16 protein-coding genes and 1 tRNA gene are annotated in these 17856 nt (G+C 71.3%); 5 read left to right on the top strand and 12 right to left on the bottom strand.

The genetic code is table 11. From position 1 onward, the window contains the following. Positions 1 to 589: 589 nt before the first annotated feature. Positions 590 to 1480: a formyltetrahydrofolate deformylase gene (gene purU / locus ACSEEN_RS10755; protein ID WP_247865245.1), complete on the bottom strand. Its 891-nt coding sequence runs from the start codon at positions 1478 to 1480 to the stop codon at positions 590 to 592. A 27-nt stretch (positions 1481 to 1507) separates the two neighbouring features. Here purU and deoC point away from each other — a divergent pair, with 27 nt between their 5' ends. Together deoC and ACSEEN_RS10745 are read left to right on the top strand one after the other, a co-directional pair. Beyond that, on the top strand, positions 1508 to 2182 hold the full coding sequence (deoC, locus tag ACSEEN_RS10750; RefSeq protein WP_440713155.1) for a deoxyribose-phosphate aldolase: 675 nt from the start codon (positions 1508 to 1510) through the stop codon (positions 2180 to 2182). 218 nt (positions 2183 to 2400) lie between these two features. Continuing rightward, positions 2401 to 2637: a hypothetical protein gene (locus ACSEEN_RS10745; protein ID WP_298444214.1), complete on the top strand. Its 237-nt coding sequence runs from the start codon at positions 2401 to 2403 to the stop codon at positions 2635 to 2637. Between the two features lie 83 nt (positions 2638 to 2720). On the opposite strand, the gene sigM is transcribed toward ACSEEN_RS10745, so the two are convergent. Together sigM and ACSEEN_RS10735 are read right to left on the bottom strand one after the other, a co-directional pair. Further along, complete coding sequence (gene sigM / locus ACSEEN_RS10740; protein WP_247865242.1) at positions 2721 to 3287, bottom strand: RNA polymerase sigma factor SigM; 567 nt, start codon at positions 3285 to 3287, stop codon at positions 2721 to 2723. 251 nt (positions 3288 to 3538) lie between these two features. Next, positions 3539 to 4324: an SDR family NAD(P)-dependent oxidoreductase gene (locus ACSEEN_RS10735; protein ID WP_247865241.1), complete on the bottom strand. Its 786-nt coding sequence runs from the start codon at positions 4322 to 4324 to the stop codon at positions 3539 to 3541. A gap of 44 nt (positions 4325 to 4368) precedes the next feature. Here ACSEEN_RS10735 and ACSEEN_RS10730 point away from each other — a divergent pair, with 44 nt between their 5' ends. Next, positions 4369 to 5511: an ROK family transcriptional regulator gene (locus ACSEEN_RS10730; protein ID WP_298444210.1), complete on the top strand. Its 1143-nt coding sequence runs from the start codon at positions 4369 to 4371 to the stop codon at positions 5509 to 5511. Between the two features lie 107 nt (positions 5512 to 5618). Beyond that, complete coding sequence (locus tag ACSEEN_RS10725; RefSeq protein WP_440713154.1) at positions 5619 to 6479, top strand: SGNH/GDSL hydrolase family protein; 861 nt, start codon at positions 5619 to 5621, stop codon at positions 6477 to 6479. Here ACSEEN_RS10725 and ACSEEN_RS10720 read toward each other — a convergent pair. From ACSEEN_RS10720 to ACSEEN_RS10695, 6 genes are all read right to left on the bottom strand, one after another. Beyond that, on the bottom strand, positions 6476 to 9238 hold the full coding sequence (locus ACSEEN_RS10720; RefSeq protein WP_440713153.1) for an acyltransferase family protein: 2763 nt from the start codon (positions 9236 to 9238) through the stop codon (positions 6476 to 6478). The two genes, ACSEEN_RS10725 and ACSEEN_RS10720, sit on opposite strands and share 4 nt — an antisense overlap. 155 nt (positions 9239 to 9393) lie before the next feature. Further along, positions 9394 to 10182, bottom strand: a complete 789-nt coding sequence (gene otsB / locus ACSEEN_RS10715; RefSeq protein WP_298444204.1) for a trehalose-phosphatase — start codon at positions 10180 to 10182, stop codon at positions 9394 to 9396. Positions 10183 to 10193: 11 nt separating this feature from the next. Further along, entirely contained in the window at positions 10194 to 11609 is a 1416-nt protein-coding gene (locus ACSEEN_RS10710) for an alpha,alpha-trehalose-phosphate synthase (UDP-forming) (RefSeq protein ID WP_298444202.1), read from the bottom strand. Between the two features lie 4 nt (positions 11610 to 11613). Continuing rightward, on the bottom strand, positions 11614 to 11778 hold the full coding sequence (locus ACSEEN_RS10705; protein ID WP_247865235.1) for a hypothetical protein: 165 nt from the start codon (positions 11776 to 11778) through the stop codon (positions 11614 to 11616). Positions 11779 to 11788: 10 nt separating this feature from the next. Then, complete coding sequence (locus ACSEEN_RS10700) at positions 11789 to 12601, bottom strand: MerR family transcriptional regulator (RefSeq protein ID WP_371307217.1); 813 nt, start codon at positions 12599 to 12601, stop codon at positions 11789 to 11791. A gap of 123 nt (positions 12602 to 12724) precedes the next feature. Next, on the bottom strand, positions 12725 to 14209 hold the full coding sequence (locus ACSEEN_RS10695) for a threonine/serine exporter family protein (RefSeq protein WP_298444198.1): 1485 nt from the start codon (positions 14207 to 14209) through the stop codon (positions 12725 to 12727). Between the two features lie 6 nt (positions 14210 to 14215). Between ACSEEN_RS10695 and ACSEEN_RS10690 the strand changes: the two genes are divergently transcribed. Next, a tRNA-Thr gene (locus tag ACSEEN_RS10690) sits at positions 14216 to 14290 on the top strand. Positions 14291 to 14370: 80 nt separating this feature from the next. On the opposite strand, the gene ACSEEN_RS10685 is transcribed toward ACSEEN_RS10690, so the two are convergent. The 3 genes from ACSEEN_RS10685 to ACSEEN_RS10675 all read right to left on the bottom strand — a co-directional run bounded on the left by ACSEEN_RS10685 (position 14371) and on the right by ACSEEN_RS10675 (position 17541). Next, entirely contained in the window at positions 14371 to 14835 is a 465-nt protein-coding gene (locus ACSEEN_RS10685) for a GyrI-like domain-containing protein (protein WP_247865211.1), read from the bottom strand. Positions 14836 to 14938: 103 nt separating this feature from the next. Further along, the gene (locus ACSEEN_RS10680; protein ID WP_440713152.1) at positions 14939 to 16273 is read right to left on the bottom strand and encodes a lipase family protein; all 1335 of its coding nucleotides are present in this window, start codon (positions 16271 to 16273) and stop codon (positions 14939 to 14941) included. Continuing rightward, positions 16270 to 17541: a hypothetical protein gene (locus ACSEEN_RS10675; protein ID WP_440713151.1), complete on the bottom strand. Its 1272-nt coding sequence runs from the start codon at positions 17539 to 17541 to the stop codon at positions 16270 to 16272. The genes ACSEEN_RS10680 and ACSEEN_RS10675 overlap by 4 nt, the downstream gene beginning before the upstream one ends. Positions 17542 to 17856: the final 315 nt, after the last annotated feature.

Below are 17856 nucleotides of genomic sequence, written 5' to 3'. Positions count from 1 at the left end.
CTCCTTCAGCCGGTCGTGGTACATCCGGACGGCCCGCTCACGGGTCTCGGAATCGAACTTTCGTGGTGCTGCCATGATCGCATTCTCCTGGTGCGTTCACGGTCTCCACCAGACCCAGGACGGTTCATTGAGCCGGACGGGCCCCCCGGGGCCCGGCCGAGTCGAAACGACCTTCCGCGGGCAGGGGTGCGTTTCGACTTGATCTCGCCTTGCGGCTCGATCGGCTCAACGGGCTAGTGGGGCCGGGAACGGTTCGACGAGCTTCCACAGTCGGGGCTGTGTTTCGGCACGGTCTGTGCCTTGCGGCTTGACCTGTTCAACCGGCTGAGGGGGCCGCTTCAGCAGCTCGTTGAGCCGGACGGGCCCCCGGGGCCCGGCCGAGTCGAAACGACTTTCGGCGGGCAGGGGTGCGTTTCGACTCGATCTCGCCTTGCGGCTCGATCGGCTCAACCGGCTAGTGGGCCGGAGCGGCTCAACGGGCTAGTGGGGCCGGAGCGGTTCAACAGGCTAGTGGGGCCGGGGCGGTTCAACGGGATGGATGCGGGCCTGGCCAGGTGGTTCGCAACGGTCGACGAGGTGGGCTTCGGGGTCAGGCGAAGACGACGGTCTTGCGGCCGTGGACCAGGACGCGGTCCTCGAGGTGCCAGCGCACGCCGCGGGAGAGGACCAGAGTCTCGATGTCGCGGCCCTGGCGGACCATGTCGGCCGGCGTCTGCTCGTGACTGATCCGGCCCACGTCCTGCTCGATGATCGGGCCCGCGTCGAGGTCGGCGGTGACGTAGTGGCAGGTCGCGCCGATCAGCTTCACACCGCGGTCGAAGGCCTGATGATACGGGCGCGCACCGATGAAGCTGGGCAGGAAGCTGTGGTGGATGTTGATCGCCCGCCCGGCCCACGCCTCGCACAGCCAGGCGGGCAGGATCTGCATGAAGCGGGCCAGCACTACCGCGTCCGGGTCGTGCGCGTCGACCAGTTCACGCACCTGCTCGAAGGCGGCGGTCTTGCCCTCGGGGTCCCCGGCCGGGAACGGCACGTGGTGGAAGGGCACGCCGAAGCGCGTCGTCAGTGATTCCAGGTCGCGGTGGTTGCCGATCACGGCGCGGATGCGCGCGGGCAGTTCACCGCGTTCGGCACGGGAGAGCAGATCGGTGAGGCAGTGGCTGTCGCGGCTCACCAGCAGCACCACCGACTTGGGTTCCCCGGTGTCGGTCACGTTCCACTCGGTCTCCGGGCCCAGTCCGGCGGCGACCGCGGCGAAGCGAGCGCGGATCTCGTCGACCGTGAAACCGACCGACGACGCCCGGATCGCCTGCCGGGTGAAGAACCAGCCGGAGGTCTGGTCGGAATGGTAGGCGGCTTCGGTGATCCAGCCGCCGATCCCGGCGAGGAATCCGGAGATGGTGGCGACGATGCCGGTGCGGTCGGGGCAGCCCAGGGTCAACACGAAGCTGCGGTTGTCATCGGTGGGGGAGGCGGTCACCCGAACCAGTGTGCCAAGCTCGTTGTCGTGATTGAAACCAACCTGCGCCGCAGCCAGGTCGCGGCCCTCGTCGACCACACCCTGCTCAAACCGGAGGCGACCCGCGCCGACGCCGAGGCGGCGGTCGCCGACGCGGCCCGGCTCGGCGTCTACGCGGTGTGCCTGTCGCCGTCGATGCTTCCGATCGACACCGGTGCGCAGCGGACCTGCGTGGTGGCCGGCTTCCCGTCCGGCAAGCATCACTCGCTGGTCAAGGCCGCCGAGGCGCGTCTGGCGGTGGATTCCGGTGCCGACGAGATCGACATGGTGATCGACATCGGCGCGGCCGTCGACGGCCGGTTCGACGAGGTCTTCGCCGACGTGGTGACCGTCCGTGAGGGGGCCGGGGACGCGGTGCTGAAGGTGATCGTCGAGTCGGCGGTGCTGCTCGACCGGATCGGCCCGGACGGGCTGGCGCAGGTATGCCGCCGCGCCGTCGAGGGCGGCGCCGACTTCGTCAAGACCTCCACCGGACTCCATCCGGCCGGTGGGGCGAGTGTGGAGGCGGTGCGGGTGATGCGCGCGGCCGTCGGCGACGGGATCGGTGTCAAGGCCAGCGGCGGCATCCGCGACGCCGCGTTCGCCGCCGAACTGATCGCCGCCGGGGCGAACCGGCTGGGTCTCTCCGGCACCGAAGCGGTCCTCGCCGGTTTCCTGGAATAGCGCTGGGCCCGCGTCGATGCAGTGGGTGACGGGAATCGTCTTCGTGGTGGCGCTGGCCGTCACGGCGCTCGCGGTGACCGACGACCGGGCGCCCACCGCCGACCACCCGCGCGTGGGGCGCCGCGGTCTCGGCTGGATGTACTGGCCGGCCTGGCTCGCGTTCGCGGTGTGCGTCGCGGTGATCGGCGTGCGTGGGGGCAGCACGGTCGGGGGGTGTCGTGGCAGCGGTCGCGGTGCTGGCCGGGGCCGTGGTGGTCGGCGCGATCTGGACCGATCTGGTCGTGATCCCCGGTCCGCGAGGCGGCCGCCGGATCGGGCCGTGGGCGGCGACGCGCGGCGGCCGCGAGTGGTGGACGCGAGGTTCGTTCGGCTCCACCGATCTCTACGGTGGCGGCCAGGAGGACGACTGGCGGCGAGTGAATCGCGCGGACCCGCCGGATCGGCACGACGGCTGAGGTGCGTCGACGCGCGGTCGAAGAGGCGCCGGTCGAGCAGCCTCGAAGCCGCCTTCTCCGGGGCGCACCGGCCTGGGCGCCGGTCAGTCGTCCAGCCGGAGGTGGCCGAGGACCAGTGCCAACTTGTGGCGGCCCCGGGCGCACCGGCTCTTGACGGTGCCCGGCGCGACGCCGAGGAGCGCCGCGGTCTCCTCGATGGAACGGCCCTGCAGATCGACCGCGATGATCGCCTCCCGTTGGCCGGCAGGCAGGACGTCGAGCGCGCGGCCGATGGCGAGTTGCAGATCGATGCTCTCGGTGAAGTCCTCCGGGGCGATGTGCGGTGCGGCGCAGTCGAACTCGGGGAGCGGGACGCCGTCGTGGCACTTGCGGCGCCGCAGGCGGTCGAGACACGAGTTGACGACGACGCGGTGCATCCACACCAGCACCGATGAGTCGCACCGGAACGAGCCCGCGGTCCGGACGATGCTGACCAGCGCGTCCTGCAGGGCGTCCTCGGCATCGTCGGGGTCCTGCGCGGTGCGCAGCGCGATCGACCAGAGGTAGCGCTTGTGCCGTTCGTAGAGTTCGCCGAACGCCCCGCCGTCGCCACGCGCCCCCGCATGCAACAGTTCCGCGTCACTGACCTCTTCGATGATCCCCCGAGTCATGCGAGTGACTGTAAGCGTTCACCGACCGGCTATTCCAGGGATTGTCGGACGCTGTGGATAGCCGCTCCGACCTGTGGATATGCGCATTGACAAGGGTGGGGTGACAGCAGTAGTCATCGCGCAGCGCACACCCTGGTGGGGCGGTTCCGGCGAATCACGACACGCCGCCGGGATGCGTCGCAAATCGCCGCCTACTCCGGATTCCGCCCGGATCGGCGAAATCGGGGAAAGCGGCGGAACCGGTCGGCCGCCTATCCGGTGCGGACGTTCCGGCGGGCGTCGACCTGATCGCGCGGCTTGAGCACGATCCGGTCGAGGTTCACATGCGGCGGCCGGGACGCGGCGAAGGCGATCACCTCAGCGATGTCGTCGGCGGTGAGCGGGGTCAGACCGTCGTAGACCTTCGCCGCGCGCTCGGCGTCGCCGTCGAAGCGGACGAGGGAGAACTCGGTCTCGACCATGCCGGGGCAGACCTCGGTGAGGCGTACGGGCTGCCCGACCAGTTCGCCGCGCAGGGTGCTGTGCAGCACGCTCTGCGCGTGCTTGGCGGAGGTGTAGCCGGCGCCGTTGTCGTAGACGTCGAGCGCGGCGATCGAGGTAACGGTCACGATCAGGCCGTCGCCCGACGCGATCAGCGCGGGCAAGAGGGCCTTGGTCATGCGCAGCGTGCCGACCACGTTGGTCTCCCACATCCAGCGCCAGTCGTCCAGGTCCGCTTCGGCGACCGGCGCCAGGCCCTTCGCGCCGCCGGCGTTGTTCACCAGGACGTCGACACGGTCGAGCGTCCCGCAGAAGCGTTCCACCGACGCCGGGTCGGTCACGTCGAGATACTGCGCGCGGCCGCCGATCTCGGTCGCGAGCGCCTCCACGCGGTCGGTGCGCCGGGCGCCGAGGACCACCCGGTATCCGTCGGCGGCCAGGGCGCGGGCGGTCGCCGCGCCGATGCCCGAGCTGGCGCCGGTCACCACGGCGACCTTGGCGGCGGGGGCCGGTCCGGAGTCGGTCGAAGAAGCGGGAGCACTGCGCAGCGTCGTCATGAACCCCAGTCTAGGCGGCGGGCCCGACTGCTAGATTCGACGCCATGACCGGCTCCGGAGTGGTCGCGGCCAAGCTGCGCGTGGGTTCGGCTCCGGCCAGCATGGTGCTGAACGCGATCCGTGTCGGGGGTCCGGCGATGCGTGACGAGATCACCGTGCGCACCGGTCTCAGCCCGGCGACGGTCAACCGGCAGATCACGGCGCTGGCCGCGGCGGGCCTGGTCGACGAGCGTCCGGACCTGGTCGACAGCCGGGGTGTCGGGCGGCCGAAGATCCCGATCACCCTGGACCGGGACCGCTACTGCGTGGCCGGTATCCACATCGGGGCCCGGCGCACCGCGCTGGTGATCGCCGACATCGGCGGCCGCACCCTGTACAGCCACGCGATCGCGACCCAGGACGTGTGTAGCGGCAGCGCCGAGGCGGCCGTCGAGCGGCTGGCGGCGGCGCTCGCGGAACTGGTGGGCCGCTTCTCCGGCCGCCGCGTGCTGTGGGCGGGTGCCGCGCTCGGCGGCGGCGTCGACGCGGAGACCGGCGTGGTGGATCACCCGATCCTGCGCTGGCGGTCGCAGCCGCTGGGGCCGCGGCTGCACGACGCGCTGGGCGTCCGGGTATCCGTCGCCGAACACGTCCAGGCGATGGCGGCGGCCGAACTGCTGCTCGGTGGCGAGGTGGTGCCGCACGGCGCGGCACTGTTCTTCTACGCGCGCGAGACCGTCGGCATGGCGATGATCTTCGAGGACGAGGTGCATCAGCCGACCCGCGGTGCCGGCTCCATCGCGTCGCTGCCGGTCGCCCCGGGGCCGCTCGACACCGAGCCGATCGCGGCCTTGCAGACGGTGATCGGGACCGCCGCGCTCAAGGCCGCCGCCGCGCGGCTGGGCACCGGCGACGACGCCCAGGTCCTCGCCGATGCGCGGGCCCGGGTGCTGGGGCAGGCGGTGGCCGTGATGCGCGATGTGGTGAACCCGGATTCGGTGATCGTCGCCGGTGAGGCCTTCGCCGCCCACCCGCGCGGTCTCGCACCGGTGCAGGCCGCGTTCGACGCGGCCACCAGTACCGGCTGGCCGCTGGAGATCGTGCCGACGCGTTTCGGCGTGCATGTCCCGGAGGCGGCGCCGGTGGCGGTCGCACTGTCGGCCGTGTACGCGGATCCGGTCGCGGTGGCGGCCGCGGCCGTTTCGTAGCGAAGGCGGCGCCGAGATCCCGCAGTTGTGACTGAAGTGACGTCTGTAGTTTAGTGGGACTACAGTCCGGCGAAACCGGTTCGTCTGGACTCGTCGAGGGGAACTCCGTGACCGAATCTCCGAAGACCCGCGCGGCCCGTGATACCGGTCGCCGCGTCCGTCGCCGGGCGCTGCTCGGCGCGGCGGGCACGGGTGCCGCGCTGCTCCTTGCCGTCTCCGGGGTCGCCGAAGCGGTGCCGGCGGTGCCCGACGGCGTGCTCGGCGCGGTGGGCAACTCGTCGTCGGACCTGAATCTGCCGGACCTGTTGGGCGCGCTGCCCGGGCTGCTGAGCCCGGGGACGCAGCCGGCCGGCACCACCCGCTGCGACACCGTGATCCAGGTGGGTGACTCCACCTCCGTCGCGGCGGACACGGCCGCGATGCTGCCCAGAGCCGGGGACACCGCCGGCGCGCAGTATCGGCGGGTCGGTGCACGGAACGTCACCGTCGACGCGCTGAGCGGCCGGGCGATCGTCGACGGCCCCGGACCGGACGCGAAGAGTGCGGTCGCCACCCGCCTGGGCCGCGGTGAACGTGGCTGCTGGGTGATCGCGATGGGCGTCAACGACGCCGGGGCGATCAGTTCCGGCTCCTCCGTCGACGCCGACGCCCGGATCGACGCGGTGATGCGGCAGTTGGCGGGTCAGCCGGTGCTCTGGCCGACGATCGCATCGTCCAACCCGCAGAACCGGGCCTTCGACAGCGCGGCGATGGCGGTCTTCAACGACGCGCTGCGCCGGGCCACCGCGCGGTACGACGACCTCGCCGTGTACGACTGGTCGGCCGCCGCCCGCCCGGAGATGTTCACCGACGGCATCCACTACACCGCCGCGGCGACCGCGGAACGGAATCGGCGGTTCGCCGACGCCCTGGCTCGGGCGTACCCGGCCGGGTCCGGCTCCACCCCGGCGGTGCGCTGGATCGGCTAGAGCGGGCAGCCGATGGACGTGTCGCGCTCGCCGGAGACGGCCTGTTTGAGGCCCTGCGCCACCGCGTCGGTGTACAGATCGGTGCCGGCCCCGAACGGGTGCACATCGTCGGGGCCGAGCAGATCCGGGTGGGCGGCGGCGGCCGAGCACCACGGCGCCAGGAACACGTTCTTGCGGGTCGGGGCGTACGCGATCACCTGCCGCGCGGCCTGCGGAATGCCCTCGACCGGGCCGTACGGCACCACCAGTACCACCTTGCGGTCGGGGCCGAGCATCCGGAGGATCCGGTCGAGCTGTCCGGGGAACGCCTGGCCGTTGGTGCCGAAACCGAGCACGACGTAGTCGCGGATCTTGTCCGACGACGCCAGATCCTGCAGCACCACCTCGCCGCCGGTGTAGTGCCGTGACACCTCGGCGTCGATGTAGATGCCGGGGAACTTCTTTCGCAGGGACGCCGAGGCGGCCAGCATCACCGAGTCGCCGACCGCCGTGACGTCGGTGCCCGCAGGCAACCCGGTCGCCGGAGGCTGCGGGTGTTTCGCCTGTTCATCGGCCTGGCGCTGTGCCTCTTTCTGTTGCTCGGCGAGGTGGTCGAGCTGTAGTTCCAGCTGCGACTTCGCCGGGCTGGTGCCCAGCGCCGACCCCGCCAGCAGGACGGCGACGGTCGTCACGACCGCCACCACCGCGGGGCGGGCCCGATGGGCGTTGCTGCCGAGCGCGGTCAGTACACCGCGGAAGCCCAGCCGCCGGAACGGCGTCTCGATCCAGCGGTACGAGAGCTCGGACGCCACGAGCGAGATCACGGCGGCGATCGTGCCGGCCACCCAGAGCGGGGTCTCCGAATGCGGGCCCATCAGCCAGTGTTTGACGAAGACCATCACCGGCCAGTGCCACAGGTACAGGCTGAACGAGCGCTCACCGAGCCAGCGCAGCGCGGGCAGCCGCAGGAGCCGCGGCACCGGCCCGGTCTCCCGGACCGCGTTGTAGACGACGGCGGCGGCGAGCACGCAGGCCGCGAACAGTCCGCCGCGGTAGGTGATCGGGGCGGTGTCCGGCAGGACGAACATCAGCGCGATGAGACCGGCGAAGGCGAGCGGTCCGAGCGTCCACCCGATGATCTGCGCGGTGCGGCGCGGCAGTTTGCGCGGCCACGAATCGGTCGCGTTCGACGCCGGGCTGGTCACCAGCAGGGCGAGAACGACGCCGGAGAGCAGCCCGAAGGCATGGGTCTCGCTGCCGAAGTAGACCCGGCTGGGGTCGGCGTCCGGCTGGTAGAGCCACGCCATGAGGGCCACCGAGGCGAACGCCAGCACCGTGGCGGCGACGGCGGCGAACAGCAGACGGCGACGGACCGGCCGGCGACGGCGCAGCCACATGAGTGCGACGAACAGCAGCGGCCAGACGACGTAGAACTGCTCCTCGATCGCCAGCGACCAGTAGTGCATGAAGATGCGCGGCGTGGTGTCGGCGAAGTAACTCTGCGACTGGGCGATCTGCACCCAGTTGTTGACGAAGAACATCGAGCTGGTGAACTGCGGCCACAGCTGGACGGCGACGTCGCCGCCGATCAGGCCGGCGATCGCGGTACTCACCACCAGCACGGTGACCGCCGCCGGGACGATACGGCGCACCCGCCGCAGCCAGAAATGGGACAGCGAGATCTCGCCGCCGGCTCCGAACTCGCGCACGAGGAGCGACGTGATGAGGAACCCGGACAGCACGAAGAAGACGTCGACGCCCAGGTAGCCGCCCCGCAGGACGGTGCCGAACAGGTGGTACACCACGACCGACAGCACGGCGATGCCGCGCAGGCCGTCCAGCGCGGGGGCCCGGCGGATCCGGCCCGGCTTGAGCGTGGTCGCGGCCGGCTCCGGGGCGGCTGTCGCTGCCGGACGGGCCGGCGGGCGGGCGGGAGCGGGCCGGGACGAGTGCGGCGGTGGTGCGGTCGGTCGTGCTCGCTGGGCGGCGGGCGCCGGGCGTTTCGGTGCGGGCCTGGGATCCGGAGCGCGGCCGGGCGCCTGCCGGGTCACCGGGACCGTCGGCGCCGTGCCGCGCGGATCGGGGCGCGGCGGTTTGGGCCGGGACTGTTCGGGCTGCGGCTGTTCCGGCTGCGGCGGTTCGGGCCGGGACTGTTCGGCGGCGGGAGACTCGTCCGGCGCCGAGGGTCCGGCCGGCGGCGATTCCTCCGCGACGGCCTCCGCGTCGGCACTCTCGGCTGTGTCCGGGGCCGCCGGTGCCGCCGGGGCCTCGGCGGACTCGGGTGGGTCCGGAGTCTTCTCGGCGTTCGGGACCGGCTCCTGCGCGGTCTGCGCCGGTTCCTCGACCGGCTCGGGCCGTCCGGCGGGCTCCGGGGCGACGAGCACGCGGAACTGCCGAGTGGGCGCGTCGGAGTGACCGCCGCCGAGCGGGGCGTCCTCGGCTCCGGGCTGGCCGTCGCCGAGACCATGAGGCTGCTGTTCCGCGGGAACGGCGGCGTCGTCGGGCGAAGGCGGAGCCTGATCGCCGGGACCCCGACCGTCGTGGGGGTCGGTCTCGGCGGAAGCGGTCTCGGCGGTCTCTTCGCGCGGTTCGGCGTCCGGCGGCCCGTCCGTCGCGGACCCTCGTTCGGCGTCATCCGGCGGCTTGCCGCCGGGGAATCGGGCGGCGTCGTCGGTGTAGTCGAGCACGACCATCGCCAGCCCGGTGGGAACGCGCATCTCCTTGGTCGGAGTGTCGTTCTGGGTGGACTGGCTACTGGAGTCGACGTCGAGCGTGGTCAATGGCGAATCGTCTCAAATCGATGCCCCGGCGTACGCGTCTAGCGACGGGGCGAAAACGGGTGGTCCGGTCGAAGAGTTTATCGCTGCTTCGGTACCCGGCCATTACCGAGGACCAAGGAATCTGGCCGTTCTGCCGGGAATGACCGGCTCTTCGGTCAGCTCGGCCGGCCGGCCGCGACGTACTCCAGGACGGTGGCGACGTCGTCGGTGCCCGGCACGCGGAATTCGGCGACCGTGTCGCCCGCCCCGACCTTGATGCCGACGTCGCGACCGGCCGGGCTGCCGTCCCGGCGCCGCAGATGGGCGAAGGCCTTCTCGTCGGTCACGTCGTCGCCGAGATAGAGGACGGCCGCCGCATCGAACGACTTCCGGAGGCGGTCGAGCGCGAGTCCCTTACTGGTCTCGATCACGGCGAGCTCGATCACCGCCTTGCCTCGGGTCACGTGCACGCCGGGCCAGCCGGCCGGTCCGGACTCCGCCAGAGCCATCGCGGCAGCGGCGTCGTCGGCGGAGGCGTTGCGCACGTGCAGGGTGGTGCTGGCCGGCTTCACCTCGACGCTGGTGCCGGCGAACCGCGAAGCGAGGGAATCGAACTCGGCGACGATGCGGGCCAGCAGCCGGCCCTGGTCCTCGGTGAGCGGCGCGTCGAAGCCGCTCTCGAACTCGGCGCCGTGGCTGCCCACCAGCACGAGGGGAGCGGCGGCACCGGACATGGCGGCCAGATCGTCACGGGCGCGTCCGGACACCAGTGCGGCCAGCGTGCCGGGCCGCGACGCGCATGCCCGCAGGGCGTCGATCGACGCCGGGTTGGGCACGGCGAGTTCCGGCCGCGGCTGGATCGGGGCGACGCAGCCGTCGTAGTCGGAGGCCACCAGCACCCGGTCGAGCCGGCAGAAGTCGTCGAGCGCCGCACGCAGTTCCGCAGTGATTCCGTTCGCGGTCACCGTCGTCTCCCTCAGCTGGACTGCTGTTGCAGGGCGGTCAGGAAGCTCTGCGCCCACAGGTCGACGTCGTGTGTCATCACCTGCTCGCGCAGCGCCGTCATGCGGCGGCGGCGCTCCGCGTCGTCGTCGGTCACGGCGGCGACCACCGCGTCGTCCGTCGACACCTCGTCGTACGGATTCATCAGGTACGCCTCTCCGAGTTCCATCGAGGCGCCGGTGAACTCGCTCAGCACCAGTGCGCCGCCGAGGTCGTGGCGGGCCGCGAGGTACTCCTTGGTCACCAGGTTCATGCCGTCGCGCAGCGGGGTCACCAGGGTGACGTCCGCGGCCACGAAGTAGGCGAGCAACTCGTCGCGGGGGACCGGTTGCAGCAGGTAGCGGACCGGCGGTGCGTCGACCGTCCCGTAGGTGCCGTTGATGTGGGCGACGGTGCGTTCCACCTCGTCGCGCAACGCCGCGTAGCTGTCGACGTTCTCCCGGCTCGGGCTGGCGAGTTGCACGAAGACGGTGTCGGCCGGGTCCAGCCGTCCGGTGGCGAAGAGCCGTTCCAGCGAGGCGAGCCGGACGTCGATGCCCTTGGTGTAGTCGAGCCGGTCGACGCCCAGAAGCAGCGTGCGCGGGTTGCCGAGGCTCTCGCGGATCGCGATCGCGCGGCGCTGGACGGCCGCACCGGCGGCCTGTCCGGCCACCCCGGCCGAGTCGATGGAGATGGGGAAGCAGCCGGCCGCCACGATGCGGTCGCCGACGGGCACGGTGCCGAAGTCCTCCCGCACGCCGACGGGCCCGGTCGACGCGTCCACTCCCAGGATGCGGCGGCACAGGGCCAGGAAGTTCTGCGCGCCGCCGGGCAGATGGAAGCCCACCAGGTCGGCGCCGAGCAGTCCCTCCAGGATCTCCCGTCGCCAGGGGAGCTGGCTGAACAGCTCGTACGGCGGGAACGGGATGTGCAGAAAGAAGCCGATCTTCACATCGGGCCGCAGCTCGCGGAGCATGGCGGGCACCAGCTGCAGCTGGTAGTCCTGCACCCAGACCAGGGCACCGGGCGCGGCGGCCTCGGCCGCGGCCTCGGCGAACCGCCGGTTCACCGACACGTAGGCGTCCCACCAGTCGTGCCGGTAGGCGGGTTTCACCAGAACGTCGTGGTACAGCGGCCACAGGGTGGCGTTGCTGAAGCCCTCGTAGTAGTCCTCGACCTCGGCGGCGCTGAGCGGCACCGCGTGGATGTCGATGCCGTCGACCTGCGGGTCGTCGGCGCAGTCCGGGCTACCGGTCCACCCGACCCACGCGCCCGGCTGCCGGTCGAAGACCGGGGCGAGAGCGGTGACCAGGCCGCCGGGGGCGCGCGTCCAGGAGACGGTGCCGTCCGGGGCTACCTGCTTATTGACCGGGAGACGATTGGCGACGACGACGAACTGTGAGCCCGCCATCGCGTCAGTCGGTCTCCCCCGGCGCGATGCCCAGCATGTTGAAGAGCATCACGCACTCGTCGGCGTCGGTCGCGTAGGCCGCGACCACGCGGCGTGCGGAGTTGGCGGTCTCGTCGGCTACCGGATCCAGTTCTTCGTCATCGACAAGGTCGGTCGTCTTGGGAGGCATGGCCGCGATTCTACCCGCCCGTCGCCGGATGCTCAGCGCTCGGCCGGTTCGCGAGGCCCGCATTGGCGACGATCGCATCCCGGACGTACCGGGCGAGACCCGGTTCGAGGTCGTCGTAGGTGGCGGCGAATCGGGGGTCGGCGACGTACATCTCGCCGAGGCACGCATGGAACGACGGCGGGCAGTCGTAGAAGCGGTCGTCGATGTGCCGCCGGGCGCGTTCGGCGACGGCCGTCGCGACCGTGCCGTCGGCCGGTTCGCCCGCCCGCTTGGCCGCGGCGAAGGCGTCGTTGATCGCGTCCATGTCCGCCTTGATCGCGGCCCAGTCGGCCTTCGTGTACCGCTGGGTGCGCGCGGCCGACTGCTTCCAGGCGTCGGTGTCGCCCCAGCGCTCCCGCGCCTCGGCCTGGTACTCGTCGGCGAAACCGTCGCCGAATATCTCGCGCAGTTCGGTGTCGGTGGCCGGTCGCTGATCCATGGTTCTCTCCAATGCTCGGTCGATGGCGCCGACCAGCTCGGTGAGCTCGTCGCGCCGGGCGATGACGGCGGCCCGTTGCCTGGCCAGGTGTGCCTCGGGCGAGATGTTCGCATCCAGCAGCTCGGCGATCTCGTCCAGCGGCAGTTCCAGCCGCCGGTAGAGCACCACCTGCTGCAGCCGCGCCAGGTCGGCGGCGTCGTATAGGCGATAGCCCGCCGTGGAGCGGCCGCTCGGCGTGAGCAGGCCGATCGCGTCGTAGTGGTGCAGGGTGCGCACCGTGACGCCGGTCAGCTCGGCGAGCCGGCCGACCGTCCACTGAGCGTCGCCGCGGGAGGAAGCCGTCATGGGAACCATCGTGAGCCCTGACGTCGCGGGAGGGTCAAGTGCCGCGTGCCGCCCGTGCACGACGGCGGCGCCCCGGCGACTCACGATCGCTGTCTGCACGCGTGACCCGCCCCGGTGCCGTTGTCATGCGGGACCGCGTGGCGGGGGCCGGCGCCGGCGGGCCCGATCGCGGATCCGCCGGGGCGTCAGCGGGGGCACGGGAGGACGGACGTGGCGGAGCGCGTCCGGAATGGCCGGTGACAGATGCGGTCTGCGCAGGCGGCGGGCGATGAACTCGCCGAGGGTCACACCGGCGGCCAGGGCGCAGCCGAGTGCGAAGGCGGTCGCCATCTCGGCGCCGCCGCGACCGGGGTCGTTGTTGAGCAGCCCGTACATGCCGCGGTAGATGGCGAGGCCGGGGAGCATCGGGGTGATGCCGGCGATGGCGATGACCAGCGGCGGGGTGAGGGCGCGGCGGGCGGCGACGCCGCCGATGAGGCCGACCACCACCGCGGCGGCCGCGTAGCCGATGAGCGGGCTGGTGCTGTAGACGGCCATGACGCCCTGCACGCCCGAACCGAGTGCGCCGGACACGATCGCCGCGGGCAGGGCGCGTCGTTCGGCGTAACTCGCCGCGGCGAAACCGCCGGAGACGATCGCGCCGCCGATGATCCGGGCCGGCAGATCCGAGGCGCCGAACGGGGCGATGGTGGTCAGCTCCGGCAGCTCGATGCCGAACAGTCCGACGAACCGCACGGCCAGGGCGACACCCACCAGGATGCCGCCGGTCATCACCAGGACCTCGGTGAACCGCGCCGTGCCGGTGATCGGGGCCCCGGTGATCGCATCCTGCACGGCGCCGACCAGCGACAGCCCGGACAGCAGCACCACGATCCCGGCGGCGATGATCTTCGCCGGATTGATGTCGTAGCTGGTGAACTCCAGTATCCGGAACAGCACGGCCGCCGGGAGCACGGCCACGAACCCGCCGGTCATCTGCTGGAAGAACGGTGGCGTGCCGATCCGGTTGAGGTAGCGGTTGATCACCACGATCGAGACCGAGGACAGGAACGCGGTGAGGCCGATCAGCCAGCCCGCGGCGAGGAAGACCGCGACGCCGTAGGCCATCACGCCCCACGCGAGCGTCGAGATCCACCGCGCGTACGGGTGCGGGGCGGCGATGATCACGTCGACGATCCGGTGCGCCGACGCCGGACTGATCGCCAGACTGCGGATGCGGCGCACCAGGCGGTCCGTCTCGGCGAGGCGCGTGAAGTCGAGGGATCGGTAGGCGACGGTGCGCGAGGCGGTGATCGGCGGAAGGGTGCTGCCGCGCCGGGCGCAGATCAGGACGGTGTTGAAGGTGACGTCCACGTCGACGTCGTCGAGCCCGTAGATGCCCGCGACGAAGGCCACCTGGTCGCGGGTGTCGATCGCCCCGGTGCCCGAGTCGAGCAGGACCGCGCCGATGCGGGCGGCGAGGTCGAGGACCTCGGTGATCGCGGCCTCGTCGTGCAGGTCGATCGGCTTCCGCGGGGTGACGACGATGCGGCCCGGCTCGATCGTGTCGATCGTCGCCTGGTCGGAGCCGAGGATACGGTTCAGGCCACGGCGGATATACTCACGCACGCACCTGCCTCCTTAGCTCAGCGGTAGAGCAACGCTCTTGTAAAGCGTAGGTCGTCGGTTCAAACCCGACAGGGGGCTCCACATCGGCCCAGGTCATCGCGTTTCGGTATGCCAGTGCAGTGCTACCCGCGCTACCGCGCCGTGCTGCCCGCGCTCGCGGCTCAGTACAGAACGAACAGATCCGTCCGGAGGTCGGCGGCGGGAGTGACCGAGGGATCGGTGGCGTAGACCTCGGCGATCAGCCGGGGCTCACCCAGGTCGCGCGCGGCGAACGACTCCATCAGCGAGCCCCAGGAATCGCCGAGGGTGTCGTAGGGGCCGACGTGGCTCAGGGCGAGCGCACGACCGGCCGGGAAGGTGCCCGCGGTGAAGCCGGCGGGCGCGGCCGCGACCGGAAAGCCGATCTCCAGGTCGAACCAGCCGCTCGGCGGCCCGGAGTACAGGGCGTAGCCCGGCCCGATCGGGCCGGCCTCGGCGAGCGAGGAGTAGCCGGCGTCGAAGATGGCCGGCAGGTCGGCGAGGGAGACCGCCTCGGAGAACTCGTTCACGGTGACCACGCCCTCGGGCAGCGTCACCTCGGTCGGTTCGGTGAAGGGCTCGTCGCGCAGGATCAACGGAACGTTCATGGCGACCACGGTAGCGCCGTCCTGCGACACGCACGCGGGCCCGCCGAGAGGAGTCGTCACGACTCTCCACGGCGGGCCCGTCCGGGGGGATCGGCCTGTCGGGTCAGGCCTTCAGTGCGGCGTTCAGCCAGTCGACGGTCTGCATGCCGAACAGGTCGGTGCCCCAGCCGTACATGTCGGTCAGGAACTTCACCATGCTGCAGTCGGTCGGCTGGTAGTCGACGCGGGCACCACGGCCGCGCCACTGACCCGCGAGCTTCCGCGAATCGGCGGCCGGCACCAGCGACATCGGGGAGTCGTCGGCCCCGCACGACGCGATCAGGATCCGGTTGCTCTTGGCGGGCGTGCCCTTGCCGAGGAGATTGTCGCGGTAGGCGTGCTGGAAGTCGCCGATGTCGGCGGGGTTCCGCCCGTTGAACAGGGTGCGCAGTGGGACCATCGGCATCGTGAAGTAGGCGGGCGTCTGGCACTGGCCGCGGTAGTAGTCGGCGATCGCCCGGCCGGTGGGGTTGAGCTTGGCGTCGATCTTCATCTCCGGGTAATGCGGTTCCAGGCCGAGCAGGGTGGCCATCGCGAATCCGGAGCCGACCGAGCCGTCGGCGGTGCGGATGAAGTTGCGGTAGTTCACCACCATGCCCTCCAAGACGGTGGCGCGGATGTTCAGCTCCGGCGCGTACGACGGTGCCAGCTCGCTCGCGAAACCGGCGCCCACGCCGCCGCCGGCGATCCCGAACAGTCCGATCGGGGCCTTCGCGGAGAGCCCGGCGTCGTGCAGGCTCAGCGCGGCGCGCAGGCCGTCGAGCGTGGTCATCGCGCTGTACCGGCCGGCGAAGACACCGTGCGGGCTCAGGTCGCCGTTGTTACCGACGTCCGAGATCACGACGGCGTAGCCCTTGCCGAGGAGCTGGGCCAGCGGCCCGAGCGCCGACCACGACGCACCGTCCATCGGATCGGCGCCGGTCCACATCGCCGAGGGGTGGCAGTTGCCGCCGACGCTGTCGTTGGCCATCTGGTAGCCGACGACCTTGCGTTCGGAGTTCTTCCGGCCGTCGCGCGGGATCATCACGATGCCGGTGCTGATGTCGCGGCGGCCCTGCAGATCGGTGGTGACGTACATCGTCTTCCACGCGTCGAGCTTGCCCGGCTTCACGCCGAGGAACTGGACGTCGACCTTCTTCGCCTTGAGCACGGTGCCCGGGGTGTCCGACGGCTTCAGCGCGGGCTCGGTATAGAACGGGTCGCCCGGTGAGAGCGGCCGCAGGATCTCTTCGGGGCTCGCGAGCTTCGCTCCGGTGAAGGTGCCGACGACGTAGCCGTTGAACACCTCGCCGAGGCCGGGCGTGCGGTTGGGGGTGGCGGCGGCCGGTGCGGCGACGGCGCCGACGAGGACGGCGGCGGTGCCGACCGTCGCGAGAGCGGTGGTGAGAGCGCGTTTCACTGGTAGGTCACCTTCATCGTGTCGAGGGCGGACTGCAGCGTCGGACCGATGTTCCAGATCGGCCGGTGCGACTCGAACTGCTGCTCGTAGGGCACCTGCAGCTGGGCGCGGAGGGTGGCCCAGTGGTTGTCGACCAGGTTCTTGTACTTGGGCAGCAGCTGCTCGGTGATGTACTCCCAGCGCTCGGGGTACACCGACCAGTTCCAGGTCGCCAGCGGCAGGGTGAGCGTGGCGGTCCGGCCGTCGGGGCCGGTACCGGTCACCTGCATCGGGTGGAACGAGCGGGGCGGCACCACGCCGGCCACCGACGGCGATCCGGCGATGGTGGTGGCGTAGGTGAGGGCCTCGCCGATGTCGCCCTTGTAGGCGCGCACGGCGTCCCACTGGTCCTTGATCACCTCGCCCTGCTCACGACGCAGCAGGCGGGCGTTGCCCGCGGCCACGGCGTCGGGCTGCTTGGAGGCGATCTGCTCCCAGGCATGCAGGATGTCGTCGCTCATCAGCCCGGCCGCGTGCATCTCGCGGAGCGCAGGCAGGCCTCCGGTGACGTACGCCCGGTGCTGCGGCATCAGGTCGGTGAAGATGTTCTTCTGCATCACCAGGATGTCGCCCTGGACCTTGTACAGGTCGGCGGCGGAGATGACGGCGCCGACGCGGGCCAGGGCGCGCAGGCCGGCCGGGAGCTTGTCGACGAAGACCGGACCCAGGGTGCGGTTGGTCTCGGAGACGATCGCGTTGGCGATCGGCTGCAGCTGCCCGATCCGGTAGACGTTGGTGGCGAGCTCGAAGTCGGCCAGGCCGCCGCCGAAGTCGGCGCCGACCATGCCCGCCATGCCCGCCCACTGCAGTTCGCGGTGCGCCAGCTGCAGGTTCTCGTAGTAGCGGTACGACTTGATCAGATTGCCGCGGTTGGCCGTCACGCCGGCGCGCGGATCCCACGACTTCAGGTCGATCCCGGCCGCGTGGGTCGCCTCGGCCAGCCAGTACTGGAGGAGCAGCGCCCGGTACGACGACGGGGCGTCGCCGTCGGCGCGGGCCGCCTCGACCAGCTTCTTCAGCGTCGGGACGTCGGTGGGCAGTATCGGGTTGATGCCACCCGGGCCGTGCGCGGCGTCGCGGTTGACCGTCGGCAGGTTCAGGTAGCGGTCGAGCGGGGCGGCCGTCGCGGGTGCGGCGGTGAGCGCGGAGCCGACGACGGTGACGGCGGTGGCCAGCGCCAGGGCTGCGGCGCCCAGGCGGGTGTGGCGGCGGGTGGCCGTGCGAGACATGACGGGGTCCTTCGGTGTCGTGCCGATTGCGCACCGGCCCGGAACGAACGGTGCGATCAGGACAATGAGACAGATTTCGGTAACTGTCTTATTGTCGCGGTGGTCAGTGGACCACACGGTCGTTGCGGAGTCACGTCCGTGTTACCTGCCGGTAAGGTGCCGGTACCGCGTCGCCCGACGGCGAATGCCCAGCGTGTCGCGGGTTTCGGGCGGGCGCCCGGCGCGGTGATCGGCGGCGCGCGAGTGGGGCGTATCTCGAATCGGGAAACAAAGTGATCCACATCTCTCCCGGGCCGGTCGACTCCCGGTGCGGCA

Source organism: Gordonia marina, from assembly GCF_052036135.1.
Lineage (GTDB): Bacteria > Actinomycetota > Actinomycetes > Mycobacteriales > Mycobacteriaceae > Gordonia.
The sequence above is the reverse complement of the archived record's forward strand: the minus strand, read 5'-3'. Positions and strand labels throughout refer to the sequence as shown.

Coding starts and splice junctions, on each gene's coding strand:
- sigM (WP_247865242.1), bottom strand. CDS start 3,287: ATGACTCGGGGGATCATCGAAGAGGTCAGTGACGCGGAACTGTTGCAT.
- ACSEEN_RS10685 (WP_247865211.1), bottom strand. CDS start 14,835: ATGAACGTTCCGTTGATCCTGCGCGACGAGCCCTTCACCGAACCGACC.
- ACSEEN_RS10700 (WP_371307217.1), bottom strand. CDS start 12,601: ATGACGGCTTCCTCCCGCGGCGACGCTCAGTGGACGGTCGGCCGGCTC.
- ACSEEN_RS10710 (WP_298444202.1), bottom strand. CDS start 11,609: ATGGCGGGCTCACAGTTCGTCGTCGTCGCCAATCGTCTCCCGGTCAAT.
- ACSEEN_RS10735 (WP_247865241.1), bottom strand. CDS start 4,324: ATGACGACGCTGCGCAGTGCTCCCGCTTCTTCGACCGACTCCGGACCG.
- ACSEEN_RS10730 (WP_298444210.1), top strand. CDS start 4,369: ATGACCGGCTCCGGAGTGGTCGCGGCCAAGCTGCGCGTGGGTTCGGCT.
- ACSEEN_RS10675 (WP_440713151.1), bottom strand. CDS start 17,541: ATGTCTCGCACGGCCACCCGCCGCCACACCCGCCTGGGCGCCGCAGCC.
- ACSEEN_RS10705 (WP_247865235.1), bottom strand. CDS start 11,778: ATGCCTCCCAAGACGACCGACCTTGTCGATGACGAAGAACTGGATCCG.